Genomic DNA, 26,114 nt, shown 5'->3' on the forward strand with positions numbered 1-26,114 from the left:
GGGCACCGTGCAGAGGCTGGGCCGACCGATTCGGGATGCCGCGACTAGGCTGAACTGGTGATCATCGGGACCGGCATCGACCTCGTGGACATCCCGCGGTTCGAGCGGACGATGGAGCGCACGCCGCGGCTTCGGGAGCGGCTGTTCGCGCCGGGGGAGCGGGGTCTCCGGCTGCCGTCGCTCGCCGCGCGCTATGCCGCGAAGGAAGCCCTGATCAAGACGCTCGGCGGCTCTGACGGCGTGCACTGGATCGAGATCGAGATCGCCTCCGAGGCATCCGGCCGCCCGCATTTCGTGCTCTCCGGTTCCACCGCCGACGTCGTCGCAGAGCGCGGGATCACCCGACTGCACCTGACCCTCACCCATGACGCGGGGCTCGCCGCAGCGTTCGTGGTCGCCGAAGGAGAGCCGCTGTGACCGTTCCGTTCCGCGAAGCCCGCATCGAGCCGGATGCCATCAGCGACAACGTCCGCCATTTCCGCAGACTCACCGGCGTGCAGGTCATCGCCGTCGTGAAGGCGAACGCCTACGGCCACGGGGCTGCCGCGGCTGCCGTCGCCGCCCTCGCCGGGGGTGCCACTCGTCTGGGGGTCGCCGAGATCCCTGAGGCGCTCGAACTCCGTCGTCAGGGCATCACCGCTCCGATCGTCGCCTGGCTGCACGCGCCGGGCGAGCGTTTCGACCAGGCTGCGGCGCACGACATCGAGGTGGGAATCTCGTCGTTCGACCAGCTCGAAGCGGCGGGAGCGGTCGCCTCGGTCGACCGCCCGGTCGGCGTGCACCTCAAGTTCGAGACCGGGCTGTCGCGCAACGGCATCGCCCCGGCGGACTGGCGTCGTGTGCTCGCCGAAGCCGCGCGCCTCGAACGCATCGGGCGGTTGCGCATCGTCGGGCTCTTCAGCCACCTCTCGAACACGTCGCCCCAGGACGACCGGGCGGCACTCGCGAAGTTCGAGGAGGCGGTCACGGCGGCGGCGTCGTTCGGCATCCATCCCGAGATCCGGCACATCGCGGCGACAGCGGCCGCGATCGACCTGCCGGAGATGCGTCTGGATGCCGTGCGCATCGGCATCGGTATCTACGGCCTCTCGCCGTTCGACGACCGCTCTTCTGCGGAGCTGGGGCTTCGCCCGGCCATGACGCTGCGGGGGGCGATCGCCGCCGTCCGCCGCGTGCCGGCCGGCGCCGGGGTGTCGTACGGATACGACCACCGCACCTCCCGTGACACGACCCTGGTGCTCGTCCCGCTGGGATACGCCGACGGCGTGCCGCGCCACGCATCCGGGCGCCTGCCCGTATCGATCGCCGGACGCCGATACACGAACGTCGGCCGCATCGCCATGGACCAGTTCGTCGTGGACGTCGGGGACGCCCCGGTGTCGATCGGCGACGAGGTCGTGCTGTTCGGCGACCCGACGCTCGGCGTGCCCTCGGCATCGGAGTGGGCGAACGCCGCATCGACCATCGACTACGAGATCGTGACGCGCATCGGCGCCCGTGTTCCCCGGCGGTCGGCATGAGCGTCGACCCGTCCTTCCTGGGGCTCCGCGAGATCGAGACCTCGGACGCGATGGAGCAGCTCGGCTTCCGCATCGGCGAGCAGCTCGAAGCGGGCGACCTGCTGATCCTCACCGGCCCGCTCGGCGCAGGCAAGACGACGTTCACCCGCGGACTCGCGGAGGGTCTGGGCGTACGCGGCCCCGTGCAGAGCCCCACCTTCGTGATCGCGCGCACGCACCCCTCGCTCGTCGGACGCGCGCCGCTCGTGCACGTCGACGCCTACCGGCTCGGCTCAGGGGCAGAGCTCGACGATCTCGACCTCGACCTCGCACGATCGGTCGTGGTGATCGAGTGGGGACGCGGGATGGCCGAGGACCTGGCCGAGACCTGGTGGGACATCGAGCTGGAGCGTCCCGTCGGCGGTGACGACGAGCTCGACCCCTCGGAGCTCGACGCCGACGCACCGCGGCACGTGTCGATCACGCGTGGCGGACGCTCAGCGATCACCGGCTGAACGACGACTACCCTGGAGAGGTGATCCTCGCCGTCGACACCTCCCTGGGCACCGCCGTCGCCCTCATCGACGACGACGGCACGCGTCTGTCAGATGCCTCGTCCGCCGATCCGCTCCGTCACGCGGAGGTCATCGGCGAGCTTCTCGTGCGGGCCCTCGACGCGCCCGGATCAGGCCCGATCGATCATGTGGTGGCCGGTATGGGCCCGGGGCCGTTCACCGGACTCCGCATCGGCATCGCGACGGCACGCACGTTCGCGCTGGGGCGTGGCATCCCCGTCGTCCCCGTGCCGAGCCACTTCGCCGCAGCGCTCACGGCCGTCGAGCATCACGCCGTGACCGGGCCGTTCGCCATCGTGACGGACGCCCGCCGCCGAGAGGTCGCCATCACCGTCTTCGACGGAACGGATGCCGACGGCATCCCGCACGTCATCACCGACACCGTGCTGGTCGCACGCGTCGACGCCGACGAGCACCTCCAGGGGATCCGCCGTATCGATGTGGAGACGCTGTCGGGCGTCGATCTGGCTCGCGTGGGCGCGAGGGCGTTGGCTGCCGGGCGCACACTCGCGGGCACCGAGCCGATCTATCTGCGTCAGCCCGACGTCACCGTGCCGGGAGCGCCCAAGAAGGTGGGGTCATGACGCTGCGCGACGCGACGCCAGACGATCTCGACGCCATCATGGCGATAGAGCACCGCTCGTTCCCCACCGACGCGTGGAGCTCGGAGGCGATGGCCCTGGAGCTCGCGAGCCCGCACGGACGCTATCTGGTCGACGAGCAGGACGGCGCGATCATCGGCTACGGCGGAGTCCGTGCACTGCAGGGGTCGAGTGACGCCGACATCCAGACCATCGCGTTCGACGTCGAGCACCGCGGTCGCGGCCGCGGCCGGGCGCTTCTGCGGTCCCTTCTCGATGCCGCGGTGGAACGCGGAGCCAGAGAGGTCTTCCTCGAGGTGCGGGCAGACAACCCCGGTGCCGAGGGGCTGTACCGCTCGGAGGGGTTCGAGGAGATCGGACGTCGCCCCCGCTACTACCAGCCCGACGACGTCGACGCGATCGTGATGCGCCTCGCCCTGCAGCATCCGCGCTCCGAGCATCGAGATGAGACGGCGTCGGATGCCGCGAAGGAGGCGACCTCATGACCGAGCCGCTGGTGCTGGGCATCGAGACGAGCTGCGACGAGACCGGCATCGGGATCGTCCGCGGACGCAGGCTGCTCTCGAACACGATCGCGTCGAGCATGGACGAGCACGCCCGCTACGGCGGAGTGGTTCCCGAGGTCGCCGCCCGCGCCCATCTCGAGGCACTGCAACCCTCGATCGATGCCGCCCTGGCCGAGGCCGGGGTGCGGCTCGGCGACCTCGACGCCGTGGCCGTCACGAGCGGACCCGGCCTCGCGGGAGCGCTCATGGTCGGCGTCGGTGCCGCCAAGGGTCTGGCGGTGTCGCTCGACAAGCCGCTGTACGCGGTCAATCACCTGGTCGGACACATCGCCGCGGACATCCTGACTCTCGACTCCGAGCCGCTGGAGTACCCGACGATCGCGCTGCTGGTATCGGGCGGGCACACCTCGCTGCTGCACGTGCGCGATCTCACGACCGACGTCGAGATGCTGGGCGAGACCATGGACGATGCCGCGGGGGAGGCGTTCGACAAGGTCGCCCGACTGCTGTCGCTGCCGTACCCCGGCGGACCCGAGATCGATCGCGCGGCACTCGACGGAGATCCGAACGCGATCCGCTTCCCTCGAGGTCTTTCGCGCGCCTCCGACCTCGCGAAGCACCGTTACGACTTCTCCTTCTCCGGGCTCAAGACCGCTGTCGCGCGCTGGGTCGAGCGCTGCGAGGCAGACGGCGTTCCCGTGCCCGTCGCCGACGTCGCCGCGAGCTTCCGTGAGGCGGTCGTCGATGTGCTCGTGACGAAGGCGCTCGCCGCGTGCGCAGACCTCGGCGTGCCCCGCCTGCTGCTCGGTGGAGGAGTGATCGCCAACCGACGACTCCGCGAGGTCGCCCTCGCGAGGGCGGAGAAGGCCGGCGTGACGGTGCGCATCCCGCCGTTGTCGCTGTGCACCGACAACGGCGCGATGATCGCGGCGCTCGCCGCGGAGCTCATCGCGTCCGGCCGTCGCCCGTCGACGCTGGCGTTCGGAGCCGACTCGACGCTTCCCGTCACCGAGATCCAGGTCGACGAGCGCGTCGCGGTGATGTGATGAGCGACGTGCCTCGCACTCCGGATAGGGCGGGTGCAGAACCGGGGCCCGCCTCGAGTGCCGCGGTGCCGCCGACCAGGATCGAGCGCCCGAGCGGCGAGGTCGAGCATCCGGCGGGGTCGGCACGCATACCTGGGTCGCGCCGCGAGGGATACACGAAGCTCCCCACCGGCCCGGTCGGAGTCGAGCCGGTGGTCGTCACGGGGCCAGTCGCCGAGGACATCGGTCGGGAGAGCGACTGGGAGCCGGCGACGGGCACGTCCGCCGTGGACGACACCCGCCTCGCTCCCTGGGCGCTGATGGCGGCGGTCGTCGCCTTGGCCGCGTCGTTCTTCGTCGGTTGGGGCATCCCGATCGCCATCGTCGCCGTGATCGCGTCGATCATGTCGCTGCGCCGACCGGTCGAGAGCCGCGCCATCGCTCGTTGGGCGCTCGTCCTCGGTCTGTGTGCGACCGTCTACAGCCTCGGCTGGCTCGTCTGGGCCGGGATGCAGTTCGAGAGACTCGGATAGCCGATGCTCGACGCGGACCGATCCGTCGAGCTGCGCGCGCTCCAGGCGCGGGCGTACGGCCGTGCGGGGGCGTTGAGCGCGGCGGACGCAGCGCGGCTGCGCGAGCTGGAATCCGCGAAGACGCGTCTGGCGGGGCCGCCGGCGACGAGAAGTCCGGAGACGCGTGCGCCGGACCCTGCGCACGCTCCGCGGGGAAATGCCGAGGAGGAGCGGATCGCGTCACCTCCCGAGGCGGCCGTGGACATCGAGGCCCAGGGTGAGTCCCCGCTCATCGCGCTGCGACACCATCGGCGTCTCGCGGTCGCGGTCGCCACGGCCTTCGCGGTCATCGGCCTCGCGCTGGGCTGGCTTCTCTTCACCGACCGGGGTCCCGCGCCGATGCAGCTCAGCGCCCAGCAGGAGGAGTGGCAGAGCGCGATCGTCGCATCGGGGGACTTCGACCCGGGGTCGGTGCGGGCCATGGCGGAGGAAGAAGGCGTCGTGATCTGGTTCGCGACGAAGAACGAGAGCGCTGACGTGTGCCTGGTGCTCGGACACGAGGACGCGACGGCTCCCGCGTGCACGACGCGGGAGCAGGCCGTGGTCCAGGGCGTGAATGCCACTCTCACGAAACCCGTGAGCCAGAGTCAGACTTATGACGTCGAGGCGCAGATGTTCCTCACGCCGGCCGGCGAGCCGGCGGTCGTCACCCGCAGCTACATCACCTCGCCGCAGTCCACGGCGATGTTCGCCAGCCCCGACGAGGCGGCGGCGGCGACCGCCCTCGCCGAGCGGACGGGACTGGACCGGCGGACGATCCTGGTCGCCGGCTACGACGACGACGTGCCGATCTGGACGGGGATCGACATGTCCACGCAGAGGTACTGTCTCGTCTACGACGGGTCGATGCCCGACCCTCCGATGGCCTGCGATGACAGCATCATGCTCGCCGACGCGGACAGTACGCTCGTGCTCGACGTCGTGGGTGAGGGGAAGACGACCCGCTACGAGTACCGGTTCGGCTACGGTCAGCAGTACCTGACCGTGACGAAGGGCTGGGAGGGCGACGATGCTGCAGGAGAGTGACTCTGCCGAGCTGCGCGGGCTGCAGGTCAAAGCGTACGGCCGCGACGGTGGCCTGACCGAGGCCGAGGCGGCGAGGCTGAGAGAGCTCGAATCGCTGCGCGGCGAGCCTGGCAGGCCTGACCGGGTCGACCCTGGCCCGCGTGACCGGCTCGACGCGCCGGTCGGGCAGGGACCGGCCCACGAGCCGCCGACGTCGGAAACGCCGTTCCGTGACGGTCAGGCACCCGTCGCCGACGCTTCCCCCAGCGCGCCCGGCGAACACGCGGACGACGGAAGTCGGTCCACCGAGACCGGAGGCCTCCGCGCGGCATTCCGTCAGCACTGGAAGGCGGTCGCCGCGGCATCCGCACTTCTGCTCGTGATCGGTCTCGGCACCGGCTGGGCGCTCTTCGGGCGTTCCGGCGATGCCGTCGCGTTGACTTCCGCGCAGCAGGAGCGGCGTGCGGAATTGCAGGCCGAGGGCGGGTTCGACCCGGGCAGTCTGCGCGCGATCGGACAGGACGAGGACGCCCTCGTCTGGTACGCGACGAAGGACGACGGCGAGACGGTGTGCCTGACGCTCGACGCCGCCGACAAGTCGGCGGATCAGTGCCAGCCCGCGGCCGATCTCGACAACGGGAACGGCATCGGCCTGAACGCGAGCGTCGCGGTGCCGGGGGAGGGGGACGAGGGCCTCGAGGAGATCTGGGCGTCCGCCGCGCGAGCGATGAACGGGGAGGTCGTCGGCATCATCCAGCGATGGCGTTCGGACGAGAAGTCCTGGCTGTCGCAGTTCCAGGGCGACGAGCGGGAACGCGCCGAGCAGCTGGTCGAGGAGGGTTTCGAAGAGTTCTCCTTCTCGGTCGTCGGGTACTTCCGCGATGCCCCGGTCTGGCGCGCACAGCGCGTCGAGAGCGACGACATCCAGGACTGCCTCATCGTCGATGCCGTCCAGGCCGTCGAATGCCGCCCGGCGAGCGAGGGACAATCGTCGGCGGACGTCATCGAGGTCGCCGGAACCATCGTGGACGAGGCCGGAGGGATGATCTCCGACTGGAGCGTGCGTCTCGCGTACACGTTGAACGGCATGCCCTACCTCGTGGTGTCCGGAGACAGCACGACGGCGACGGCAGAGCAGACGGTGAGGCCCGGTGAGACGCTCGAGCTCGGCGGCGAATTCCAGGATCCGATCCAGGTCGACATCCCGTCAGACGACACCGAGGGCTAGGCGCCGGGGAGACGTCAGCCGGCTGCCGGCACCCGATCGGCGAGGATCGCTCGTCGCTGATCACCCACGCGAGTGAGGATCAGCGTCGCGGTCTGCTCGCCCCGCAGCGCCAGCTTCTTGCGGAAGGCCGCGGGGTCGATGTCCATGCCGCGCTTCTTGATCTCGAGGGAGCCGATGTCGTTCGACTTGAGGACGGCGCTGATCGCCTTCGGGTTCGCCGGCATCGTCTCGCGCACCCGGAACGACTGCACGAACGGACTGGTGACGGCGGCGTCGGAGGTGAGGTACGCGATGCGCTCGTCGAGCATTCCCGCGTCGAGGCTGCGCGCGACATCGCCGATCAGACGCGCCCGGATCACCGCCCCGTCCGGCTCGTGCAGGAACGCGCCGAGTTCGCGCACGGGCTCGTCGACGGCGTCGGCGCCTGCGGTGAGTTCATGTGATCGCTCGCCGCGGATCACGAGGGCGGAACGGCGGATGCCGTCGCGGGCGAGAGCGCGCGTCCAGAGCACGAGCTCGACCACGCTGCCGTCTGCGCTCACCCACTGCGCCTCGGCGTCGACGGGAAGCGAATCGCGGTCGTGACCGGGACCGAGCTTGATGCCCGTCGATGTGCGCGAGGCCACATCGAAGGCCCAGTCCAGCGGCGGAGAGTAGTCATCGGACGAGACCCGGCGCGTCTCGCTGTGCCCGGCGGTGCGGCGGGCCGGATCCATCCAGATCGCCTGGTTCTCGTCGCCCTCGACGGGCACGTGCGCCTCGGCCGTGCCGTGGATCACCCTCGCGCTGTCTCCGAGAGGCGCCAGGTTGTACGCCGCGATCGCCGAGGTCACCTCGTCGGCGTCGACGGCGACGACGTCGAGCCCTGCACCGGCGAAGGCAAGAGAATCCCCGCCGATGCCGCAGCCGAGATCCGCGACGCGAGTGATGCCGGCGCGGCGCATCCGCTGGGCATGCCGGGCGGCCACGCCCAGCCGTGTCGCCTGTTCGAGTCCGGCCCGGGTGAACAGCATCCGGGCCGCGAAGTCGCCGAACTTGCCTTTCGCCTTGGTGCGAAGTCGTGCCTGTCCGACCACGGCCGAGACGAGCTCGGGCGAGTGGCCGGCCGCACGCAGCCGGGATACGATCCGAGCGACGTCGGCGACCTCGTCGACGGGGCCGAGTTCGTCCAGCGCCTTCAGGCCCTCGGGGGTGAGCAGTGCGCGCAGCTCGGAGATCTCCACTGCCCCAGCTTAGGCGGCGGGCTGTTCGCCGCATTGGCACTCGCATTGCGTGAGTGCCAGCGGAACGCCTAGACTGGATTAGCACTCTCGGGTTGAGAGTGCGAAAAGTCTTCCTGTCAGCGTCAAGAAAGAAGAGGTAGACCGTGTCGGTTTCCATCAAGCCGCTCGAGGACCGCATCGTCATCAAGCAGGTCGAGGCCGAGCAGACCACCGCGAGTGGCCTGGTCATCCCCGACACCGCCAAGGAGAAGCCCCAGGAGGGCGAGGTCGTGGCCGTGGGCCCCGGCCGCATCGATGACAACGGCAACCGCGTTCCGCTCGACGTCGCCGTGGGCGACCGTGTGCTCTACAGCAAGTACGGCGGCACCGAGGTGAAGTTCGGCGCAGACGAGTACCTCGTCCTGTCGGCTCGCGACGTGCTCGCAGTCGTCGTCCGCTGAGACAACGTCTTCGGAAGGCCCGGATGCATCACGCATCCGGGCCTTCCTGCGTGTTCGGCCACCGGTGCATCGATTCCTGCCAATGTCCGGACGGCGGGTCTCGTGGGGCGGAGGCGGCGCGGCGACGGGCATAGGGTTGTGCGGTGACCCCGACGAATGCCGCCTCCCGAGCCACTCAGACGGCGGGAGTCGCGTACGCGGGGGGAGCGTATCTGCTCTGGGGCGTGCTGCCCCTCTACTTCCTGCTGCTCGTGCCCACCGGTCCGTGGGAGGTCGTCGCGTGGCGCGTGCTGCTGTCGTTCGTCTTCTGCCTGCTCCTCCTCACCGTGATGCGCGGCTGGGCCGCCTTCGGCGTCATCGTCCGACAGCCGAGGCTGCTGGGATGGACGGCTCTGGCGGGTGTCCTGATCTACGTCAACTGGCAGGTGTTCCTCATCGGAACCCTCTCCGGGAACATCGTGGAGACCAGCCTCGGGTACTTCATCAACCCGATCACCACCGTGCTGCTCGGGGTGTTCGTGCTCAAGGAGCGCATCCGCAGGCTCCAGTGGGCGGCGATCGGCATCGCGGCGGTCGCCGTGATCGTGATCGTCCTCTTCTACGGCGAGTTCCCGTGGATCGCCCTCTCGCTGACCGCCTCGTTCGGCGTCTACGGACTCATCAAGAAGAAGATCGGCCCCGCGGTCGATGCGGTCAGCGGACTCACGCTCGAGTCGTTCTGGCTGATCCCGATCGCCGTCGTGCAGCTGATCCTCGTCGCCGCCACCCCCGCCGGGATCACGATGGGCTCGCACGGTGCGTGGCATGCGGTGCTTCTCGCGTTCGCCGGTGTGGCCACGGCGGTGCCCCTGCTGCTCTTCGCCGCGGGCGCCCGGCGCATCAACCTCACCGTCATCGGGATGATCCAGTTCATCACCCCCGTCATGCAGTTCATCATCGGCGCGGTCGTGCTCGGCGAGCCGATGCCGGCCGAGCGGTGGGCGGGCTTCATCATCGTCTGGGTCGCGATCCTCGTGTTCCTGATCGACCTGTTGCTCGCCGCGCGTCGCGGACGCCGGATCGATCAGCCGACACTCGTCTGAACTCCCGGTTCACCCGTCCGGAAACTCGGTGTCGGATCGTTAACGCACCGAAACATCGGCGACCCCTACGCGAAGCCTTTCAGTCCTAGTGTTAGAGCACCCGACCGTGGTCACAATCCACGGCCAGTCACGCAAGGGAGCATCATGACCTCATTCACGCGCTCGCGCAGCGCCAAGATTCTCGCCGGAGTCGCGCTGCTGAGCGTCTCGGCGATCGTCGTCGCAGGCTGCAGCGGCACGCCCTCTGAGGAGCCGTCCGACGGTGGCGGCGGCGGCGGATCGTCGGCCGACCTCACGCTCGAGCTCGGCTCGCTGCTGCCGCAGACCGGTTCGCTGTCGTTCCTCGGCCCGCCCATGGAATCCGGCGTCGGCCTCGCGGTCAAGGAGGTCAACGATGCTGCTGCCGGCGTCACGATCAACCTGACGGCTGAAGACGAAGGCGACACCGACACCAAGGCCTACGAGACGTCGATCAGCAAGCTCCAGGGCGCGGGCGTCACCGCCATCGTCGGTGCCGCGGCGTCGGGCGTCTCACGCCTGATCCTCGACGGAAACGTCAGCGCCGGCATCCTGCAGATCTCGGCCTCGAACACCGGCCCGGACTTCACCGACTGGGACGACAACGGTCTCTACTTCCGCACCGCGCCCAGCGACCTTCTGCAGGGTGAGGTCCTCGGCAACCTGATCGCCGAAGACGGACACAAGACCCTCGGCGTGATCTACCAGAACGACGCCTACGGAACCGGACTGTTCGACAACATCAAGTCGACGTTCGAGAACGCGGGTGGCGAGGTCGTCGCTGACGCGTCGTACAACGTCGGTGACGGTCAGTTCGACGCACAGGTCGAGACGATCAAGGCTCAGAACCCCGACGCCGTCGCGATCGTGTCGTTCGACCAGTTCAAGACCATCGCCCCGCTGCTGGTCAACGCCGGCATCTCGCCCGACAAGTTCTACCTCGTCGACGGAAACCTGTCGGACTACGGCTCCTCGCCCGACACGAACTTCCCGTTCTCGCTCGAGGGCGCACAGGGCACGAAGCCGGGACCGGCGCTCGAGGACGACTTCACCGACCGTCTGCAGACGTTCTGGACCGGTGAGGGCAACCCCGAGGTCAACGACTTCACCTACGCGGCCGAGGCCTACGACGCGGTCGTGCTCGTCGCACTCGCGTCTCTCGCCGCCGGTTCGACCGAGGGCGCGGACATCGCGGCCAAGATGGCCGAGGTCTCGGGCGGCAGCGGAGACGGTGAGAAGTGCACCAGCTTCGAGGACTGCGCGGCGATCATCAACGACGGTGGAACCGCCGACTACGACGGCTACTCCGGCGAGATCACGTTCGATGAGAACGGCGACCCGCAGGGTGCATCGATCGGCACGTACGAGTACGGCGCCGACAACCTGATCTCCCGCACCAACTGATCACGAGCGGAGGCCCCGGATCCTCGATCCGGGGCCTTCGTCGTGTGCGTGCCCGCTGCGCGAGGGGACAGAAGAGGGGCGGATGCGAGTCGCATCCGCCCCTCTGTCGTGGGAGCCCTCAGGCGGCGTCGGTGCCGAGAGTTCCGAGGTAGAGGCCGATGACCTTCGGATCGTTCAGCAGGTCGCGTCCGGTGCCCTCGTACGCGTCCTTGCCCTGGTCGAGCACGTAGCCGCGGTCGCAGATCTGCAGGCAGCGCCGCGCGTTCTGCTCGACCATGATCGTCGTCACGCCCGCCTTGTTGATGTCGGAGACGCGGATGAACGCATCGTCCTGACGCACGGGGGAGAGGCCGGCGGAGGGCTCGTCGAGAAGCAGCACCGACGGGTCCATCATGAGTGCCCTCGACATCGCCACCATCTGCCGCTCGCCGCCCGAGAGCGACCCGGCGCGCTGCTTGAGGCGCTTGCCGAGTTCGGCGAAGATGCCGGTGACGAACTCGAGGCGCTCGGCGTAGATCTTGGGGTTCTGATACAGCCCCATCTGCAGGTTCTCCTCGATCGAGAGCGAAGGGAACACGTTGTTCGTCTGCGGCACGAAGGCGACGCCCCGCTTGACGAGCTTGTCGGCCTTCAACCCGATGATGCTCTCTCCGTTCACGGTGATCTCGCCGCTGCGGACGTTCACCATCCCGAAGATCGCCTTCAGCAGGGTCGACTTGCCGGCGCCGTTGGGGCCGATGATGCCGATCAGCTCGCCCTGTCGGGCGACGAGGTTGGCGCCGTTGAGGATGTTCACACCGGGCAGGTAGCCGGCGTGCACGTCCTTCAGCTCGACGACGATGTCGTCCGTTCGCGGTGCCGCAGCGGAGGTCTCGGCGCTCATGCGTTGTCCTTCTGGTCGTGATCCGGCGTGCTCGTCGCTTCGAGCTCCGCCTCGGCTTCTGCTTCGATCTGCTCGCGGAGCTTGGCGGCGGTGGCGTTCTCGATCACGGGGATGCGACCGGTCACGGCACCGAGATCGAGGTCCTGGTGGGCGCCGAGATAGGCGTCGACCACGGCCGGGTCCTCCATGACCTCGTCGGGCGGGCCCTCGGCGACGACCTTGCCCTCGGCCATGACCACGACCCAGTCGGCGATGTGGCGGACCATGTGCATGTCGTGCTCGACGAACAGCACGGTCATGCCCAGGCCCTTGAGGTCGAGGATGTGATCGAGGAGCGACTGGGTCAGCGCCGGATTGACGCCGGCCATCGGCTCGTCGAGCATCACCAGGGTCGGATCGCTCATGAGCGCTCGCGCCATCTCGAGGAGCTTGCGCTGGCCGCCCGAGAGCGCCGCGGCGAAGTCCTTCTCCTTGGCGTCGAGCTTGAAGCGGGCCAGCAGCTCGCGGGCCTTGACCTCGATCTCCTGATCCTGCTTGCGCCACAGGAACGGGAACAGGCTCGACCAGAAGCCCTCGCCGCGCTGTCCCGGAGCACCGAGCTTCATGTTCTCGAGCACCGTGAGCAGCGACAGCGACTTGGTCAGCTGGAACGTGCGCACCTGTCCCATGCGCGCCACCTTGAAGGAGGGGACGCCCGAGAGGCTCGTGCCGTCGAACGACCAGGTCCCGCTGTTCGGCTTGTCGAAACCGCAGAGCAGGTTGAACAGGGTCGTCTTCCCTGCTCCGTTCGGGCCGATCAGAGCGGTGATGGCGCCGCGAGGGATCTCGACGTGGTCGACGTCGACGGCCGTCAGACCGCCGAAGCGCCGCTGCACGGCATCCGCGATCAGGATGGGATCGACCTTCGGCACGCCGGGGGCCGCAGGGCCCTTGGCGAGTCCGGTGGTCTTCGGTCGGCGGATGCTGCCGGTCGCGGGCGCCGTCTGGGCGCTCTCGTCGGGGGTCAGTTCATTTGACAAAGGTCATCTCCCTCTTGTCTCCGAGGATGCCCTGAGGTCGGAAGATCACGAGCAGCATCAGGGCGATGCCGACGAAGATGAACACCAGGGTCGAGGCCTGGCTGTCGGACATGGGCAGGATTCCGGACCTCGCCATCGCCGGGAGCAGGTTCGCCATGAAAGCGAAGACGACCCAGAAGAGGATGGCCCCGAGCGTCGGGCCGAACACGGTGGCCGCGCCGCCCAGCAGCAGGATCGTCCACAGGAAGAACGTGAGCGAGGTCGTGTAGCTGCCCGGCACGACAGCCGAGGGGAGGACGAAGACGATTCCTCCGGCTGCGCCGATCACGCCACCGACGACGAGCGCCTGCATCTTGTACGCGAAGACGTTCTTGCCGAGCGAGCGCACGGCATCCTCATCCTCGCGGATTCCCTTGAGGACGCGTCCCCACGGGCTGCGCATGAGCGACCACACCAGCAGGATCGCGACGAGCAGCACGATGAGTCCGAACACCCGGTTCCACAGGTCGTTCGCGCTGTAGGTCCACGGTCCGAAGCCGTAGGTGCCCGGCGGGAACGGATTGGCGTCGCGGAACCCGCCGTTGAACTGCGCGAGACCGTCGGCCGAGTTGGTGTACTCGTCGAAGATCTGGGTGGTGAAGAGCAGTCGTACGATCTCACCCGCGGCGATCGTCGCGATGGCGAGGTAGTCGGCACGGAGCCGCAGCGTCGGGATTCCGAGGAGGACTGCGAAGAACGCGCCCCCCAGGAGACCGATGAGCATGCCGACCCACCAGGGGAGCCCGAAGGTCAGCACGGAGATCGCGTAGCCGTATCCGCCGACCGCCATGAAGGCGGCCATGCCGAAGTTGAGCAGGCCCGCATAGCCGAAGTGCACGGCCAGACCGGTCGCCGCCAGCGCGTAGGCGAGGGTGACGGGGCTGAACAGATAGACGGCTGTGTTCGAGAAGATGCTTCCGAAGTCCATGGCGATCAGCCCAACCTTTCCCTGCGTCCCAGCAGGCCCTGAGGTCTGACGAGGAGGATCACGATGAGCACGACCAGGGCGCTCGCATACTTCAGATCCGAGGGGATCCAGAGGGTGGAGACCTCGACCGCGATGCCGACGATGAGGGAGCCGACGAGCGCACCGAACGCCGTGCCGAGCCCGCCGAGGGTGATGGCGGCGAAGATGAGCAGCAGCATCTGCATGCCCATGTCCCACTTCACGCCGGGGCGGAAGTAGGCCCAGAGGATGCCGGAGATGGCGGCGAGCGTGCCGGACAGGATCCAGACGTAGCGCACGACCTTGTCGACGTCGATGCCGGATGCTGCGGCGAGCTGCGGGTTGTCGGAGATGGCGCGGGTCGCCTTACCGATGCGGGTGCGGGTGAGGAAGAACGCGACGCCCACGATCACGACGATGCTGACCACGATGCCGATCAGGTCGATGTAGGACAGCGAGATCGGACCGAAACGGAACGGCTCGGGGCTGGCCCCCGGGAGCTGGCGCGTGCCACCACCGATCATGTACTGGAACGCATAGCGCAGGGCGAGAGACAGACCGATGCTGACGATCATCAGCTGCACGACACCGAGGCCTCGTCGTCGCAGCGGACGCCAGATGCCGGCATCCAGGGCCCAGCCGAAGAGACCGCCTCCGATCACGGCGGCGATGATGCCGAGCCACAGCGGCAGATGCCAGAAGCTCGTCGTCACGAGGGCGACCAGGCCGCCCCACGTGACCATCTCGGCGTGAGCGAAGTTCGACAGCCGCGTCGTGCCGTAGATGAGCGCCGCGCCCATGGAGGCCAGCGCCAGCAGCAGACCGAAGTTCAGGCCGCCCACGAGACGTGAGAGGAGCTGGTCGATGAAGGACGTCGTCATCCTCTCGCCCTCACCGAGGAAGAGGTTGAGGATCTTCGTGCCGGTCAGGCCGAACTCGACCTCGAACGACGCCGTCGTGCCCGCGATGGGCTGGGTGCCCTCGGGCAGCTGCGCCGCATCGACGATCACGCCGTCGGGGAGGGTCTCCTCGTCGACGGTGAGCGTGTACGTGTCCTTCTCGGGCACGTACAGGCGCCACTTGCCCTCGGCGTCGGTCTCGGTCTCGCCTTCGAAGCCGCCGCCCTCGATCGTCATCACGACGCCTTCGACGGGGTCGTCATCGAAGGTGATGACACCGGCGAAGTAGAAGTCTGTGATCTCCTGGCCGTCGTCCGTTTCTTCGGCGGAAGCCGCAGCCGGAGGCTGCAACCACAGGAAAGCGATGGCGAGGAGCGACGCGAGCAGGATGATGACCCACCGCATTCCGCTTCGATTCGCCGAGATCGTCGGACGCACAGAACCTCCAGCCCAGTACACAGGCCATGACGGAGTTGTTCATCGGCCCTGATGTACGACGGTATGAGCGTAATGTGTCGGCTCTGTTTCGACCAAGGCACGATCTGCTCACGGTGAGAACGATCCCATCACGAAGTTGCGAAATACCGATAGGTCATCCGGGGCGTCCTGCGCGCGATGTCAGCGGGCGCAGGGAATTTCCTCAGCCGCTCCGCACTTAGAATTGGTACACCCTCGCCCCAGATCGCGCCCGCAGGAGGACTATCCATGGACCAGCACGACCCCTTCGGCTTCGTCGGACTCACGTACGACGATGTGCTGCTCCTTCCCGGGCACACCGACGTCATCCCCAGCGAGGCAGACACCTCGTCGCGGATCACTCGCCGTATCTCGGTCGCGACTCCGCTGCTCTCCAGCGCCATGGACACGGTCACCGAATCCCGCATGGCCATCGCGATGGCGCGAGAGGGCGGCATCGGGATCCTGCACCGCAACCTCTCCATCGCCGATCAGGCGGCCCACGTCGACCGCGTCAAGCGCAGCGAGTCGGGCATGATCACCGACCCGATCACGACGTCGCCCGACGCGACCGTCGAAGAGGTCGACGCGCTCTGCGCCAAGTACCGCATCTCCGGTCTGCCGGTCGTCGACCCCGACGGCCGCCTCGTCGGCATCATCACCAACCGCGACATGCGCTTCGTCTCGGGCTTCGAGCGTCAGACCACCTTCGTGAAGGACGTCATGACGTCGGAGGGTCTCGTCACCGCACCGGTGGGCGTCGCCGCCGGCGAGGTCATCGCCCTGTTCGCGCATCACCGTGTCGAGAAGCTGCCGCTCATCGATGAGGACGGCAAGCTGGCCGGTCTCATCACCATCAAGGACTTCGACAAGAGCGAGAAGTACCCGCTCGCCACGAAGGACGACCAGGGTCGTCTGCGTGTCGGCGCGGCCATCGGCTTCTTCGGCGATGCCTGGGAGCGCGCAGAGGCGCTGCGCGACGCCGGAGTCGACGTCCTCGTCGTCGACACGGCCAACGGCCAGTCACAGGGCGTGATCGACCTCGTCACGCGGCTCAAGGCGGACGAGAGCTTCGCGCACATCGACGTCATCGGCGGCAACGTCGCCACCCGCGAGGGCGCTCAGGCGCTCATCGACGCAGGTGTCGACGCGGTCAAGGTGGGCGTGGGGCCAGGCTCCATCTGCACGACGCGCGTCGTCGCCGGCGTCGGCGTGCCCCAGGTCACGGCCGTCTACGAGGCGTCGCTCGCCGCACGTCCGGCCGGCGTCCCTGTGATCGCCGACGGTGGTCTGCAGTACTCCGGTGACATCGCCAAGGCGCTCGTCGCGGGTGCTGACGCCGTGATGCTCGGCTCGCTGCTCGCCGGCACCGACGAGTCGCCGGGCGAGATCGTCTTCCAGTCGGGCAAGCAGTTCAAGCAGTACCGCGGCATGGGCTCCCTCGGGGCCATGCAGACCCGCGGCAAGCAGACCTCGTACTCGAAGGACCGCTACTTCCAGGCCGACGTGCCCAGCGACGACAAGCTGATCCCCGAGGGCATCGAGGGACAGGTGCCGTACCGCGGCCCCGTGTCGGCCGTCGCGTATCAGCTGGTCGGCGGACTGCGGCAGTCGATGTTCTACGTCGGAGCCCGCACCATCGAAGAGCTCAAGCAGCGCGGCAAGTTCGTGCGCATCACCGCGGCGGGTCTCAAGGAGTCGCACCCGCACGACGTGCAGATCGTGGTCGAGGCGCCGAACTACAAGCGCTGAGACGAATCGAGAAGGGGCCGGATGCGATCGCATCCGGCCCCTTTCTCGTTCGGCTGCGAACTCAGCTGCAGGTGTAGGTGACTCCGCCGACCTGCCACACGCCCGGACCGAGGTCGGCGCACATCGCGAACAGGTTCGCGAAGACGCTCACGAGCACGATGATGCCGATGATCCAGATGACGGTGATGACGGCGCCGACCGCGATTCCCGCGATGGCGAGGCCGCGCGGTGCCCCGGCCTTGCCGAGCCTGACGGCGGCGACGATGCTCAGGATCAGTCCGAGCGGAGCGATGACGAAGGCCAGGACGAGTCCCGCGACCGCCAGCCCCTGCCCGGCGGGGGAGGTGTACGGCGTGGGCTGTCCCGGGCCGGCCATCGGGTAGGCGGCAGGATCCACGGCGGCATCCGCCGGTCGCGCTCAGTCCCACGCGGGAGGGCTGTACTGCGGGTCTTCGGGCCGCGTCGAGTCGGTCATGGTCGCTCCGTTTCGAGAGGGGCGGCCGTCCGCAGACCGCTTTCATCCTCGAGAGTACTGAGGGAGCAGCCGTGGCCGCCATCGCGGCGGTCTGTTGATATGCCAGTATTTAGAGACACCCGCTCGACTTCCCCTCGAGCTCCCGGCGCGAAGGGCGCAGGGAGTGCCACGCCGGCCGCTGATCGGCAGGGGGACTTCCCCACTGAGAGCTGCAGATATGCCCCAGGATGCTCCCCGCGTCCTCGTCGTCGACGACGACCCAGACGTCGCCCTGCTCGTCAAGACCGTGCTCGAGAGGCGGGCCGGCTGCGAGGTCGTGGTCGCTCACGATGGCGAGTCCGCCGTCGCGCGGCTCGAGACCTTCACGCCGGACGTGGTCGTCACGGACATCGAGATGCCCGGACTCGACGGGCTGGAGCTGCTCGCGCAGCTGCGTCGGAACGACCCGCTCCTGCCGGTGGTCGTCATGACCGCGCACGTCTCGGTCGAGTACGCCGTCTCGGCTCTGCGCGCGCAGGCCGACGAGTTCCTCACCAAGCCGCTCGACAACGTGAAGCTCGTCGAGGCGGTCACCCGGCTCGTGACGGAGGGCCGCACGCGCCGCGAGGCCAACCGCACCAAAGAGGTGGTGCTCGCCATCGGCGCGCACCCCGACGATGTCGAGATCGGCGTCGGAGGACTCCTCGCCGCGCACTCCCAGGCGGGCGACTCGATCACGATCCTCACCCTCTCGCGCGGTGCGCGCGGGGGAGACGCTGACAGCAGGCAGCACGAATCGCTCGCCTCGGCGGAGATGCTCGGTGCGCGACTGTTCGTCAAAGACCTCATCGACACCGAGATCTCCGGCGGCGGAGCCACGGTCCGGTTGATCGAGGAGGTCGTGCAGGAGGTCCAGCCGACGATCGTCTACACGCACTCGTCGAACGATCGGCACCAGGATCACCGAGCGGTGAGCGAGGCGACGATCGCCGCGACCCGGCGGGTCGGAACGGTCGCCTGCTACCAGAGCCCCTCGGCGACGATCGACTTCCGCCCGACGCGGTTCGTCCGCATCGACCAGTACATCGGTCAGAAGCTGCGGCTGCTCGAATGCTTCGGCTCGCAGACGGCGACCCGGGACTACCTCGAACCCGAGTTCGTGACGGCCACCGCTCGCTACTGGTCGCGCTTCGGCGGAGGATCGGCGGTCGAGCCGCTCGAGGTCGTCCGTGAGACCGCCGAGTTCATCGGCGCCCACGAACTCACACGACGGGAGAGCTGATGAGCGCGCGCGTACTGGTGACGGGCGCCGGTGGCCCGGCGGGCGTCGCCGTCATCCGCTCGCTGCTTCGTCGTGAAGACCTCGAGGTCTTCGCCGCGGACATGGACGGCTGGGCGAGCGGCATCTACCTCGTGCCGCCGACGCACCGCCGTCTCGTGCCGCCGGGGCGCGATGACGACTTCGTCTCGGCGATAGCCCGCATGGTCGAGGATGACAGGCTCGATCTCGTGATCTCCACCGTCGATGTCGAGCTGATCGCGCTCGCCGGCAGGCGCGAGGAGCTGGCTCCGGCTGTGCTCGCCGCGCCCTCGCAGGACACGCTCTCCATCGCCCTCGACAAGCTGCTGCTCGCCGAGCGGTGCGAGTCGACCGGTCTCACGCCGCGTACTGTCCTCGCGGGCTCCGATGCGCTGGCGGTCGATTGGGAGTTCCCCGTCTTCGCCAAGCCTCGTCAGGGAGCCGGCAGCCGCGGCGTACGGCTCGTCCCCGACCGGGCGGCGCTCGAAGCGCTGCCGCAGGACGAAGGACTCATCGTGCAGGACTTCCTCCCGGGCGAGGAGTACTCGGTCGATGTGATCGCAGATGCCTCCGGCTCGGTCGTCGCGGCGGTGCCGCGGACCCGAGCCAGGGTCGACTCCGGTGTGGCCATCGCGGGGCGCACGGTGCACGACGACGAACTCGAGAACGCGGCGGCATCCATCGCCCGGGCGATCGGACTCGTCGGCGTCGCCAACGTCCAGCTCCGGCGCGACCGCGACGGCCGAGCGGTGCTCCTCGAGGTGAATCCCCGATTCCCTGGCGCGCTTCCGCTCACGATCGCCGCGGGAGTCGACATCCCCTCGCTCGTCGCCGACCTGTTCCTGGGCCGCGGGATCCCGTCGACGGTCGCCTTCCGCGAGATCGCGTCGGTGCGCTTCCTCGAGGACGTGATCGTCGAGGTCGACGAGATCCTCGTCTCCGCGCACGCGGGACATCAGGAGGAACTGTGAGTCACGCGCTGCTGCGAGGCGACCACCACGTGCATTCGACGTTCTCGGATGACGCGGTCTCCACTCTCGCCGAGAACGTCGCCGCGGCATCCGCTGCCGGTCTCACGACCGTGCGCCTGGTCGACCACGTGCGGCAGTCGACGCCCTGGGTGCCCGAGTACCTCGCGGCGGTGAGGGCGCTGCGCGTGCCCGAGGATCTGACGGTACTGACGGGAGTCGAGGCGAAGATCCTCGATGCCTCGGGAGAACTGGACATCCCCGAGCTGCCGAGCGGGATCGATCGCATCCTGATCGCTGACCACCAGTTCCCCGGAATCGACGGACCCCTCGGTCCGAGCGCCGTCCGCGAACGGCTCGACGCCGGCTGGGCCGCCGAGGACGCGCTCGATCAGCTCGTGTCGGCACTGATCGCGGCGATGCGACGTCACCCCGGCAATCAGCTCGCCCACTGCTTCTCGATCCTGCCCAAGATCGGTCTCTCAGAAGCGGAACTCGGTGCCGATCGCATCACCGCGTGGGCGACGACGGCGGCCGAGACCGACACGCAGGTCGAGGTGAACGAGAAGTGGGGCTGCCCCGGCATCCCCCTGCTCGACGCGCTGCGCACCGCCGGCGCCGAGATCGTCGCGTCCACGGACAGCCACATCGCGTCCGACGTCGGACGCTACGCGCGCGTGACAGAGATCCTCGACCGATGGAGGGCGAGCTGATGGCCGAACTGAACTGGGTCGAGACCGTCGTCGTCGTCATCCTCCTGCTCTGCGTGCTGGTCGGCACCCTGCCGGTGATCAACACCGGGCTGCAGTTCCTCGCCCTGCCCGTGCACGCGTTCCGCAACCACTACGGCAAGGCGGCACCGCACCATCCCCGCGTCGCGGTGCTGATCCCGGCGTGGAACGAGGGCCTCGTGCTCGGCCAGGCGATCGAACGCCTGATGCAGCTCGAGTACCCGGCCGACCGCCTGCGCATCTTCGTCATCGACGATGCATCGACCGATGACACCCCCGAGGTGGTCGCCGCGAAGGCGGCGGCATTCCCCGGACGGGTCGTGCATCTGCGTCGGGACAAGGGCGGCGAGGGCAAGGCGCACACGCTCAACCACGGACTCGACATCGTGCTCGCGGACGAGTGGACCGAAGCGGTGCTGATCATGGACGCCGATGTGATCTTCGCGCGGGATTCGCTGCGCAAGATGAGCCGGCATCTCGCCGATGAGAAGGTCGGCGCCGTCACCGCGTATATCGCCGAGGGCAGTCGCGACCGCAACTACCTCACCCGGTTCATCGCGATCGAGTACGTCATCGGGCAGCTCTCGGCCCGGCGGACGCAGAACGTCGGGGGAGCGATCGCGTGCCTCGCCGGAGGGGCGCAGCTGCATTCACGCGCGAATCTCGAGGCGATCGGGGGCCGGATCCCGACGGGAACGCTCGCCGAGGACACCATGACGACCTTCGAAGGGCAGCTGGCCGGGCGCAGGATGGTGTTCGAGCCGCACGCGGTCGTTTTGGCCGAAGAGCCGCGCACGATCGACAGTCTGTGGAAGCAGCGCCTCCGGTGGGCCCGCGGCAATGTGCAGCTGACGTCGATCTACCGGCATCTGTGGTTCCGCCCGAGCCGAGTGCACAACCTCGGCAGCTTCGCCTTCGGGCTCGCGTGGTTCACCATCCTGCTGCTGCCGGCCTTCATGATCCTCGCAGCCACCGCGCTGCTCGTGCTGCTCGTCCTGCACAGCGACATCGCCGAGTTCGTGTTCCGATTCATGTGGATCGCCGCCGCGTGCATCTATCTGTTCTCGATGCTCTACGCCGTGCAGCTCGATGGGCGGATCGGCCGACAGTCGTGGCGTGAGGCGCTGATGTTCCCCGGGCTCGGCGCCCTCATCCTGATGGCGATCGCCCTGTTCCCCTGGCTGTTCGAATCGGGCCTGAACGACCTCGGGCTCGCGCTCACCGACGAGACGCGGTTGATGTGGGCTGTCGTCTTCTACCTCTGGGGACCGATCTCGATGCTCGGGATCTGGCTCGCCCGTGTCGTCGAGCCCCTGCCGGCAGGACGGTTCTTCGCCGGGCTGCTGCTCTACGTCTGCGGGTACGGCTCGCTGCTCTGCGCCATCACGGTGGACTCCTACATCAAAGAGTGGCGCCACGCCGACGCCGCATGGATCAAGACCGAGAAGATCGGACGGGTCGACTCATGACCGAAGCACCTTCGAGAAGCGCCGAGGAGGAGGAGATCGCCGCCGACGCCCGTCGGGAGAAGCTCCTGATCCCGCAGGCCCTCCTCGCCCTGGGCATCGTCGTCGTCATCGTGATCGTGCGAGAGCTGTTCCTGCGATGACCGCGCGGCCGCTGGCCCTCGTGGTCGAGGACAGCGCAGACCAGACGGCGCTCCTGAAGCGCTATCTCGACCGCGAGGGCTTCGACGTGTTCGCCGCGGTGGACGCCGAATCGGCGATCGCCGCATTCTCGACGATCTCACCGGTCGTCGCCGTGCTCGACCTGCTGCTGCCCGGCATCAGCGGCTCGGAGCTGGCGAGACTCATCAAGACCCGCTTCCCGGAGTGCTTCCTGATCGTGAGTTCCGTGCTCGACGTCGCCGACTACCCCGACGCCGACGCGGCACTGCCCAAGCCGATCATCGGCGCCGAACTGCGGGCACTCCTCAGAGAAGTGGCACGATGACTCCGACCAGCACCGTCCAGCAGACGATGGAGCGCAGCTGGCGCCGGTACTTCGACAATCCGACGCCGCTGATGAAGCAGGGGCCGACGGCGATCGCGGTCGCGATCGCCTCCGTCCTCATGTTCACGATCCCCGGCATCCCGGTGACCGACACCGGCGTGGCGATCTTCGGCCTCGCCACCATCGCGGTGGTGACGGCACTCGCGGCGGTGCTCTCGGTGCGCGGGGTGTACGACGGCTGGGTCGTGATGCTCATTCCGATGATCGACATCCTCGGATTGGGTGCGATCAGGGCGGGTACCGGCGGGCCGGCATCCCTCTTCTCCTCGTTCGTGCTCCTCCCGGTCATCTGGATCGCCGCAGCCCCCGGTCGCCGCCAGGTCGTGATCGTCGGTGTGTTCTCATCGATCGCGCTGCTCATGCCGAACATCATCGATCCGCCGGAAGACCCTGTGGCCTGGCTTCGCGGTGTCATCGGCCCGCTGGTGTTCGCCACCGTCGGTGCGATCGTGAACGAGCTCTCCCGACTGCAGAGACTGCGCACGGCCCAGGCCGAGGCGCATGTCGTCGAGCGCACGGCCGCTCTCGCCGCCAACGAGGCGATGCTCGAGCAGCTGAAGTCGAGCGAGCAGCAGTATCGCGCGCTCTCCGAGTCCTTCACGAGCCTGTGGAACTCCATCACCGGCCAGGCGGTCATCGCCACCGACAACTGCGGGGTGATCACGGCATGGAATCCGGGTGCGGTGCGCCTGCTCGGCATGGCGGTGCCGGACGCGCTCGCCGCCGTTCCGGTCGACCGGTTCTTCCCCTCGCACGCTCTCGCCCCGTTCGCGACCGAGGCCGCCGCCCACGCTGACGACGGGCTGCACCCCGGCCTGCGTGCGCTGTTCGACGATGCCGACGCCGGTCTGCCGGTGGACTCGCACATCGACGTGGCGACCGTCGGCGGATCGACGGTTCCCGCGCGCGTCACCGTCACTCCCTACCAGGACTCCGACGGCTCCCGACACGGCTACCTGCTGGTGATCACCGACGAGACCAGGGCGGTGGAGGTCGCGCGCATGAAGGACGAGTTCGTCGGCATGATCTCGCACGAGCTGCGGACACCGCTCAGCGCCATCATCGGCTTCCTCGACCTGCTGCAGAACGATCCCGCGCAGCCTCTGACGACCGACCAGCAGGAGTTCGTCGACATCATCGAGCGCAACGCGCAGCGCCTGCTCAACCTCGTCGGGGACCTGCTGTTCACCGCCCAGGTGGAGTCGGGCCGCTTCCCGCTCGAGCGCCGAGACGCCGACGTCACCGAGCTGGTGCGCAGCGCCGTCGCATCGTCCGGCCCGCATGCGCAGCGCGAGGGCATCGAGATCGTGGCCGAGATCCCGGCGACTCCCGTCGTGCTCTCGGTCGACTCGGGACGAATCGGACAGGCCCTCGACAACCTGCTCTCGAATGCGATCAAGTTCACCGCTGCGGGCGGGCGGGTCACCGCGGGCGTGCGTCTCGTCGACGGAGGCGTCGAGCTCTCCGTGCGCGACACCGGTGTGGGCATCCCCGAAGACGAGCAGGGCATGCTGTTCACCCGATTCTTCCGCGCGTCGACAGCGACCCGCAACGCCGTGCCCGGCGTCGGCCTGGGCCTCACGATCACCCGGGCGATCGTGCTCGCCCACGGCGGCACGATGGACGTGACGAGCAGAGAGGGCGTCGGCACCGAGTTCCGGATGCTGCTCCCGGCGGCGCCGCGCACCGAGGCGATCCAGGTGGTCGGCCGCACTCGCTGACCGGTCGGCCCGATTGCTGATAGCCTGGTCGGCTCGCCACGCGGGCGGAAGGACGGCCACGCACGGTGGGATACATAGATGTTGCGGGGGTCTCGCTGACCCTTCCCGACGGCAGACCGCTGTTGGACGAGACGAGCTTTCGCGTCGGAGCCGGGTCGACGAGCGCCCTCATCGGGCCCAACGGGGCCGGCAAGACGACGCTGCTCCGCATCATCCGAGGCGACCAGCCCGCCGATGACGGCGTCGTGACGATCGATGGCGGCCTCGGCGTGATGGACCAGTTCGTCGGCCACGGCGAGTCCGGTCAGACCGTTCACGAGCTGCTGGTGCGGGTCGCACCCCATCGCATCCGGCAGGCGGCGCAGGCTCTCGAGGCTGCGGAGGACGCGCTGATCGAGCGCGATGAGCACGACACGCAGATGGCGTATGCGACGGCGATCGCGGAGTACGCGGATGCCGGCGGCTACGAGCACGAGACGGTCTGGGACCAGTGCACGGTCGCCGCGTTGGGAGTGCCCTTCGAGCGCGCCCGCTTCCGCGATCTCACGACGCTGTCGGGTGGCGAGCAGAAGCGACTCGCTCTGGAGGCGCTGCTGCGCGGACCCGACGAGGTGCTGCTGCTCGACGAGCCGGACAACTATCTGGACGTTCCCACCAAGCGCTGGCTCGAGGAGCAGCTCAGGCAGACGCCGAAGACCGTGCTGCTGGTATCGCACGACCGGGAGCTGCTGGCCCGTGCGGTCGATCGGCTGATCACCCTCGAGACCGGCGGCGCGGGGGCCTCGGCGTGGGTGCACGGCGGCGGATTCGCGACCTACCACCAGGCGCGCAGCGACCGCATGGACAGACTCGATGAGCTGCGCCGCCGGTGGGACGAGCAGCACGAGAAGCTGCGGACCCTCGTCGCGAACCTCAAGGTGAAGGCGTCGGCGAACGACGGATTCGCGTCGCGGTACCAGGCGGCGCAGACGCGACTGCGCAAATTCGAGGAGGCCGGACCGCCGGAGGAGCGACCCCCGGCTCAGGACTTCGACATGAGGCTGCGAGGGTCACGCACGGGCAAGCGCGCGGTGGTCGCACACGGGCTCGAGCTCTCCGGGCTGATGAGGCCGTTCGACGCCGAGGTCTGGTACGGCGATCGGGTCGCCGTGCTCGGGTCGAACGGATCGGGGAAGTCGCACTTCCTCCGCCTCCTCGCACGCGGGGGCAGCGATCCGGACCCGACGCTGGGTCACGTGACGTCCACCGGGGAGCAGCTCGCGACGGTCGATCACCGTGGGCAGGCCGTGCTGGGAGCGCGCGTCGTGCCGGGGCTGTTCGCGCAGACGCATGCGCATCCCGAGTTCGTCGGCAGAACGCTGCTCGAGATCCTCCACAGGGGAGACGAACGACGGGCCGGCATGCCGCGGGATGCCGCGAGCTCGGCGCTCGACCGGTACGGACTCGTGCGGCAGGCGCAGCAGGCCTTCGAATCGCTGTCGGGCGGCCAGCAGGCCCGGTTCCAGGTGCTGCTGCTCGAGCTCTCCGGTGCGACGCTGCTGCTGCTCGACGAGCCGACGGACAACCTGGACATCGAGTCGGCCGAGGCGCTCGAAGACGCTCTGCGTCGTTTCGAGGGGACCGTGCTCGCGGTCACGCATGATCGCTGGTTCGCCCGCTCGTTCGACCGGTTCCTCGTGTTCGGCTCGGACGGCGAGGTGTACGAAGCCGATGCCCCCGTGTGGGACGAGCGCCGCGTGGTGCGAGCCCGCTGA

27 protein-coding genes are annotated in these 26,114 nt (G+C 68.6%); 21 read left to right on the forward strand and 6 right to left on the reverse strand.

From position 1 onward, the window contains the following. Positions 1 to 57: 57 nt before the first annotated feature. Genes BEP68_RS11570 through BEP68_RS11610 form a run of 9 tightly spaced genes read left to right on the forward strand, consistent with a single transcriptional unit; the run spans position 58 to position 7,012 of the window. On the forward strand, positions 58 to 417 hold the full coding sequence (locus BEP68_RS11570) for a holo-ACP synthase (protein ID WP_053098944.1): 360 nt from the start codon (positions 58 to 60) through the stop codon (positions 415 to 417). Then, complete coding sequence (gene alr, locus BEP68_RS11575; RefSeq protein ID WP_187250049.1) at positions 414 to 1,520, forward strand: alanine racemase; 1,107 nt, start codon at positions 414 to 416, stop codon at positions 1,518 to 1,520. Before BEP68_RS11570 ends, alr begins: the two co-directional genes overlap by 4 nt. Beyond that, on the forward strand, positions 1,517 to 2,014 hold the full coding sequence (gene tsaE / locus BEP68_RS11580; RefSeq protein ID WP_187250050.1) for a tRNA (adenosine(37)-N6)-threonylcarbamoyltransferase complex ATPase subunit type 1 TsaE: 498 nt from the start codon (positions 1,517 to 1,519) through the stop codon (positions 2,012 to 2,014). The genes alr and tsaE overlap by 4 nt, the downstream gene beginning before the upstream one ends. Positions 2,015 to 2,034: 20 nt before the next feature. Continuing rightward, positions 2,035 to 2,658: a tRNA (adenosine(37)-N6)-threonylcarbamoyltransferase complex dimerization subunit type 1 TsaB gene (gene tsaB / locus BEP68_RS11585; protein ID WP_187250051.1), complete on the forward strand. Its 624-nt coding sequence runs from the start codon at positions 2,035 to 2,037 to the stop codon at positions 2,656 to 2,658. Continuing rightward, the gene (gene rimI, locus BEP68_RS11590; protein WP_053098948.1) at positions 2,655 to 3,161 is read left to right on the forward strand and encodes a ribosomal protein S18-alanine N-acetyltransferase; all 507 of its coding nucleotides are present in this window, start codon (positions 2,655 to 2,657) and stop codon (positions 3,159 to 3,161) included. Before tsaB ends, rimI begins: the two co-directional genes overlap by 4 nt. Next, complete coding sequence (gene tsaD, locus BEP68_RS11595) at positions 3,158 to 4,228, forward strand: tRNA (adenosine(37)-N6)-threonylcarbamoyltransferase complex transferase subunit TsaD (RefSeq protein WP_187250052.1); 1,071 nt, start codon at positions 3,158 to 3,160, stop codon at positions 4,226 to 4,228. Before rimI ends, tsaD begins: the two co-directional genes overlap by 4 nt. Further along, the gene (locus BEP68_RS11600) at positions 4,228 to 4,740 is read left to right on the forward strand and encodes a hypothetical protein (RefSeq protein WP_053098950.1); all 513 of its coding nucleotides are present in this window, start codon (positions 4,228 to 4,230) and stop codon (positions 4,738 to 4,740) included. Before tsaD ends, BEP68_RS11600 begins: the two co-directional genes overlap by 1 nt. A gap of 3 nt (positions 4,741 to 4,743) precedes the next feature. Continuing rightward, complete coding sequence (locus BEP68_RS11605) at positions 4,744 to 5,805, forward strand: hypothetical protein (protein WP_187250053.1); 1,062 nt, start codon at positions 4,744 to 4,746, stop codon at positions 5,803 to 5,805. Beyond that, positions 5,789 to 7,012, forward strand: coding sequence for a hypothetical protein (locus tag BEP68_RS11610; RefSeq protein ID WP_187250054.1), 1,224 nt, complete (start codon positions 5,789 to 5,791; stop codon positions 7,010 to 7,012). The genes BEP68_RS11605 and BEP68_RS11610 overlap by 17 nt, the downstream gene beginning before the upstream one ends. A 14-nt stretch (positions 7,013 to 7,026) precedes the next feature. On the opposite strand, the gene BEP68_RS11615 is transcribed toward BEP68_RS11610, so the two are convergent. Continuing rightward, a complete protein-coding gene (locus BEP68_RS11615; RefSeq protein WP_187250055.1) occupies positions 7,027 to 8,235 on the reverse strand; it encodes a THUMP-like domain-containing protein in 1,209 nt (402 codons plus the stop codon). Between the two features lie 143 nt (positions 8,236 to 8,378). On the opposite strand from BEP68_RS11615, the gene groES reads away from it, so the two are divergent. The 3 genes from groES (at position 8,379) to BEP68_RS11630 (ending at position 11,179) form a co-directional block, all read left to right on the forward strand. Beyond that, positions 8,379 to 8,675 (forward strand): co-chaperone GroES, encoded by a 297-nt coding sequence (groES, locus tag BEP68_RS11620; RefSeq protein WP_039394204.1) that lies wholly within the window; start codon positions 8,379 to 8,381, stop codon positions 8,673 to 8,675. A 143-nt stretch (positions 8,676 to 8,818) separates the two neighbouring features. Beyond that, a complete protein-coding gene (gene rarD, locus BEP68_RS11625) occupies positions 8,819 to 9,757 on the forward strand; it encodes an EamA family transporter RarD (RefSeq protein ID WP_187250056.1) in 939 nt (312 codons plus the stop codon). A 144-nt stretch (positions 9,758 to 9,901) separates the two neighbouring features. Next, a complete protein-coding gene (locus tag BEP68_RS11630; RefSeq protein WP_053098955.1) occupies positions 9,902 to 11,179 on the forward strand; it encodes an ABC transporter substrate-binding protein in 1,278 nt (425 codons plus the stop codon). Positions 11,180 to 11,297: 118 nt separating this feature from the next. Here the strand turns inward: BEP68_RS11630 and BEP68_RS11635 are convergent, their stop codons facing one another. The 4 genes from BEP68_RS11635 to BEP68_RS11650 are packed head-to-tail and all read right to left on the reverse strand — an operon-like array spanning position 11,298 to position 15,370. After that, positions 11,298 to 12,062 carry an ABC transporter ATP-binding protein gene (locus tag BEP68_RS11635; protein ID WP_053098956.1) on the reverse strand — a complete coding sequence of 255 codons (765 nt, stop codon included), beginning with the start codon at positions 12,060 to 12,062 and terminating at the stop codon, positions 11,298 to 11,300. Then, on the reverse strand, positions 12,059 to 13,024 hold the full coding sequence (locus BEP68_RS11640) for an ABC transporter ATP-binding protein (protein WP_053099395.1): 966 nt from the start codon (positions 13,022 to 13,024) through the stop codon (positions 12,059 to 12,061). Before BEP68_RS11640 ends, BEP68_RS11635 begins: the two co-directional genes overlap by 4 nt. 46 nt (positions 13,025 to 13,070) lie before the next feature. After that, entirely contained in the window at positions 13,071 to 14,048 is a 978-nt protein-coding gene (locus BEP68_RS11645) for a branched-chain amino acid ABC transporter permease (RefSeq protein WP_053098957.1), read from the reverse strand. A 5-nt stretch (positions 14,049 to 14,053) separates the two neighbouring features. Then, entirely contained in the window at positions 14,054 to 15,370 is a 1,317-nt protein-coding gene (locus tag BEP68_RS11650) for a branched-chain amino acid ABC transporter permease (RefSeq protein WP_042539449.1), read from the reverse strand. Positions 15,371 to 15,670: 300 nt separating this feature from the next. Here BEP68_RS11650 and guaB point away from each other — a divergent pair, with 300 nt between their 5' ends. Beyond that, a complete protein-coding gene (gene guaB, locus BEP68_RS11655; protein ID WP_053098958.1) occupies positions 15,671 to 17,173 on the forward strand; it encodes an IMP dehydrogenase in 1,503 nt (500 codons plus the stop codon). A gap of 61 nt (positions 17,174 to 17,234) precedes the next feature. Here guaB and BEP68_RS11660 read toward each other — a convergent pair whose 3' ends face one another. Then, a complete protein-coding gene (locus tag BEP68_RS11660) occupies positions 17,235 to 17,570 on the reverse strand; it encodes a hypothetical protein (protein ID WP_187250057.1) in 336 nt (111 codons plus the stop codon). A gap of 295 nt (positions 17,571 to 17,865) precedes the next feature. On the opposite strand from BEP68_RS11660, the gene BEP68_RS11665 reads away from it, so the two are divergent. The 8 genes from BEP68_RS11665 (at position 17,866) to BEP68_RS11700 (ending at position 26,114) form a co-directional block, all read left to right on the forward strand. Next, positions 17,866 to 18,909 (forward strand): response regulator, encoded by a 1,044-nt coding sequence (locus tag BEP68_RS11665; RefSeq protein ID WP_053098960.1) that lies wholly within the window; start codon positions 17,866 to 17,868, stop codon positions 18,907 to 18,909. Continuing rightward, on the forward strand, positions 18,909 to 19,898 hold the full coding sequence (locus BEP68_RS11670) for an ATP-grasp domain-containing protein (RefSeq protein WP_187250058.1): 990 nt from the start codon (positions 18,909 to 18,911) through the stop codon (positions 19,896 to 19,898). The genes BEP68_RS11665 and BEP68_RS11670 overlap by 1 nt, the downstream gene beginning before the upstream one ends. Further along, positions 19,895 to 20,608, forward strand: coding sequence for a PHP domain-containing protein (locus BEP68_RS11675; RefSeq protein WP_187250059.1), 714 nt, complete (start codon positions 19,895 to 19,897; stop codon positions 20,606 to 20,608). Before BEP68_RS11670 ends, BEP68_RS11675 begins: the two co-directional genes overlap by 4 nt. Beyond that, positions 20,593 to 22,095 carry a glycosyltransferase family 2 protein gene (locus BEP68_RS11680; RefSeq protein ID WP_235567436.1) on the forward strand — a complete coding sequence of 501 codons (1,503 nt, stop codon included), beginning with the start codon at positions 20,593 to 20,595 and terminating at the stop codon, positions 22,093 to 22,095. Before BEP68_RS11675 ends, BEP68_RS11680 begins: the two co-directional genes overlap by 16 nt. Beyond that, positions 22,092 to 22,235, forward strand: a complete 144-nt coding sequence (locus BEP68_RS11685; RefSeq protein ID WP_171821987.1) for a hypothetical protein — start codon at positions 22,092 to 22,094, stop codon at positions 22,233 to 22,235. The genes BEP68_RS11680 and BEP68_RS11685 overlap by 4 nt, the downstream gene beginning before the upstream one ends. Further along, positions 22,232 to 22,579, forward strand: coding sequence for a response regulator transcription factor (locus BEP68_RS11690; protein WP_053098963.1), 348 nt, complete (start codon positions 22,232 to 22,234; stop codon positions 22,577 to 22,579). Before BEP68_RS11685 ends, BEP68_RS11690 begins: the two co-directional genes overlap by 4 nt. Beyond that, positions 22,576 to 24,360, forward strand: a complete 1,785-nt coding sequence (locus BEP68_RS11695) for a sensor histidine kinase (protein WP_261987826.1) — start codon at positions 22,576 to 22,578, stop codon at positions 24,358 to 24,360. Before BEP68_RS11690 ends, BEP68_RS11695 begins: the two co-directional genes overlap by 4 nt. Positions 24,361 to 24,425: 65 nt before the next feature. After that, the gene (locus BEP68_RS11700; RefSeq protein WP_187250060.1) at positions 24,426 to 26,114 is read left to right on the forward strand and encodes an ABC-F family ATP-binding cassette domain-containing protein; all 1,689 of its coding nucleotides are present in this window, start codon (positions 24,426 to 24,428) and stop codon (positions 26,112 to 26,114) included.

Origin of the sequence: Microbacterium sp. 4-7, assembly GCF_014332665.1 — a bacterium.
Taxonomy (GTDB): Bacteria; Actinomycetota; Actinomycetes; order Actinomycetales; family Microbacteriaceae; genus Microbacterium.

Excerpts from the sequence above, each read along its gene's own strand:
- tsaE (WP_187250050.1), top strand. The coding sequence starts at position 1,517 with ATGAGCGTCGACCCGTCCTTCCTGGGGCTCCGCGAGATCGAGACCTCG.
- rimI (WP_053098948.1), top strand. The coding sequence starts at position 2,655 with ATGACGCTGCGCGACGCGACGCCAGACGATCTCGACGCCATCATGGCG.
- tsaD (WP_187250052.1), top strand. The coding sequence starts at position 3,158 with ATGACCGAGCCGCTGGTGCTGGGCATCGAGACGAGCTGCGACGAGACC.
- BEP68_RS11600 (WP_053098950.1), top strand. The coding sequence starts at position 4,228 with ATGAGCGACGTGCCTCGCACTCCGGATAGGGCGGGTGCAGAACCGGGG.
- BEP68_RS11605 (WP_187250053.1), top strand. The coding sequence starts at position 4,744 with ATGCTCGACGCGGACCGATCCGTCGAGCTGCGCGCGCTCCAGGCGCGG.
- BEP68_RS11610 (WP_187250054.1), top strand. The coding sequence starts at position 5,789 with ATGCTGCAGGAGAGTGACTCTGCCGAGCTGCGCGGGCTGCAGGTCAAA.
- BEP68_RS11630 (WP_053098955.1), top strand. The coding sequence starts at position 9,902 with ATGACCTCATTCACGCGCTCGCGCAGCGCCAAGATTCTCGCCGGAGTC.
- BEP68_RS11635 (WP_053098956.1), bottom strand. The coding sequence starts at position 12,062 with ATGAGCGCCGAGACCTCCGCTGCGGCACCGCGAACGGACGACATCGTC.
- BEP68_RS11645 (WP_053098957.1), bottom strand. The coding sequence starts at position 14,048 with ATGGACTTCGGAAGCATCTTCTCGAACACAGCCGTCTATCTGTTCAGC.
- BEP68_RS11650 (WP_042539449.1), bottom strand. The coding sequence starts at position 15,370 with ATGCGGTGGGTCATCATCCTGCTCGCGTCGCTCCTCGCCATCGCTTTC.
- guaB (WP_053098958.1), top strand. The coding sequence starts at position 15,671 with ATGGACCAGCACGACCCCTTCGGCTTCGTCGGACTCACGTACGACGAT.
- BEP68_RS11665 (WP_053098960.1), top strand. The coding sequence starts at position 17,866 with ATGCCCCAGGATGCTCCCCGCGTCCTCGTCGTCGACGACGACCCAGAC.
- BEP68_RS11670 (WP_187250058.1), top strand. The coding sequence starts at position 18,909 with ATGAGCGCGCGCGTACTGGTGACGGGCGCCGGTGGCCCGGCGGGCGTC.
- BEP68_RS11680 (WP_235567436.1), top strand. The coding sequence starts at position 20,593 with ATGGAGGGCGAGCTGATGGCCGAACTGAACTGGGTCGAGACCGTCGTC.
- BEP68_RS11685 (WP_171821987.1), top strand. The coding sequence starts at position 22,092 with ATGACCGAAGCACCTTCGAGAAGCGCCGAGGAGGAGGAGATCGCCGCC.
- BEP68_RS11690 (WP_053098963.1), top strand. The coding sequence starts at position 22,232 with ATGACCGCGCGGCCGCTGGCCCTCGTGGTCGAGGACAGCGCAGACCAG.
- BEP68_RS11695 (WP_261987826.1), top strand. The coding sequence starts at position 22,576 with ATGACTCCGACCAGCACCGTCCAGCAGACGATGGAGCGCAGCTGGCGC.